The sequence below is a fragment of the Agromyces binzhouensis genome (genome assembly GCF_004135055.1).
Lineage (GTDB): Bacteria > Actinomycetota > Actinomycetes > Actinomycetales > Microbacteriaceae > Agromyces > Agromyces binzhouensis.
Genome location: NZ_SDPL01000638.1, coordinates 1 through 1,172, shown reverse-complemented (window position 1 = coordinate 1,172; position 1,172 = coordinate 1). Strand labels below are relative to the sequence as shown.

Below are 1,172 nucleotides of genomic sequence, written 5' to 3'. Positions count from 1 at the left end.
GTCGCACGTCACGCCACCGGCGGTGCCGCGCGCCTAGCGCGCGGGCTCGTGCGCCCGCGTCGGGAACCGGCGGGTCACGGAGCGCGGTCGTGCGTCCCGGCGGTCGGGAGGAACTTCCCGGCGGCCGTCGGCGTGTCGCACGGCGACACGCCGACGAGGATCGAGAAGTTCCTCCCGAAGGCGAAGGCGAAGGCGAAGGCGAAGGCGAAGGCGAAGGCGAAGGCGAAGGCGACGGCGAGGGCGAGGGCGAGGGCCTCAGCGCGCTCGCTCCGCGGCGGCCTGCTCGATGCGCTGCAGCAGCTCGGCGGCGACGCTCACGGCGATCGCGGCGGGCTCCTTCGAGCGGATGCCGTCGATGCCGATCGGCGTCTCGACACGGGCGAGCGCGTCGTCGTCGTGGCCCGCCGACGCGAGCCTGGCGCGGAAGCGCGCCCACTTCGAGCGCGAGCCGATGAGCCCGATCGAGTCGATGCCGGGCGTGCGGAGCGCAGCATCGCAGATCGCGAGGTCCTCCGCGTGATCGTGCGTCATGACCAGCACGTGCGCGCCCGTCGGCAGGTCGGCCAGCGCCGCCTCCGGCACCGGCAGGTGGTGCACGCGGATCGTGGCGACTGCGTCGGCGAACGGGCCCGAGGCGCCGAGGTCCCCCAGGCGGTCGGGCGAGAGCATGGCCTCGCGCGAGTCCACGAGGTCGAGTTCCAGCGGATGCCGCGCGAGGATCCGCGCCAGCTCGAGCCCGACGTGCCCGAGGCCGAAGACGGCGACGACCGGGACGACCGGCAGGGGTTCGAGCAGCATCGTGACCTCTCCTCCGCAGCACTGCACGCCGTAGTCGACGGCGGCCCGGTCGCTCAGCGTCAGGGTGAGCAGCTCGGGCTCCGCCGTGCCCGCCGCGAGCAGCTCGCGCGCGCGGGCCAGCGCCGTCTGCTCGAGGTTGCCGCCGCCGACGGTCCCGGTGACCTCGTCGGGGGCGACCACCATCTTCGCCCCGCCGTTGCGCGGCGCGTGACCGCGCACCATCGCGAGCGTCACGAGCACGGCAGGCGTCCGTGACGCCCGATGGCGCTGCACGGCGTCGACCCAGTCCATCTGCGGCCGTCCGTCAGCGCTCGGCGGTGACGCGCCCGGAGCGCGCGGCCCGGGACGCGGCATCCGTCGCGCCCGCGTCGACC

1 protein-coding gene is annotated in these 1,172 nt (G+C 75.3%); it reads right to left on the bottom strand.

Annotated elements, in window-relative coordinates; genetic code table 11:
• Positions 1-255: 255 nt before the first annotated feature.
• Positions 256-1,089, bottom strand: a complete 834-nt coding sequence (gene xdhC, locus ESO86_RS17295; protein ID WP_129235995.1) for a xanthine dehydrogenase accessory protein XdhC — start codon at positions 1,087-1,089, stop codon at positions 256-258.
• Positions 1,090-1,172 lie beyond the last annotated feature (83 nt).

Excerpts from the sequence above, each read along its gene's own strand:
- xdhC (WP_129235995.1), bottom strand. The coding sequence starts at position 1,089 with ATGGACTGGGTCGACGCCGTGCAGCGCCATCGGGCGTCACGGACGCCT.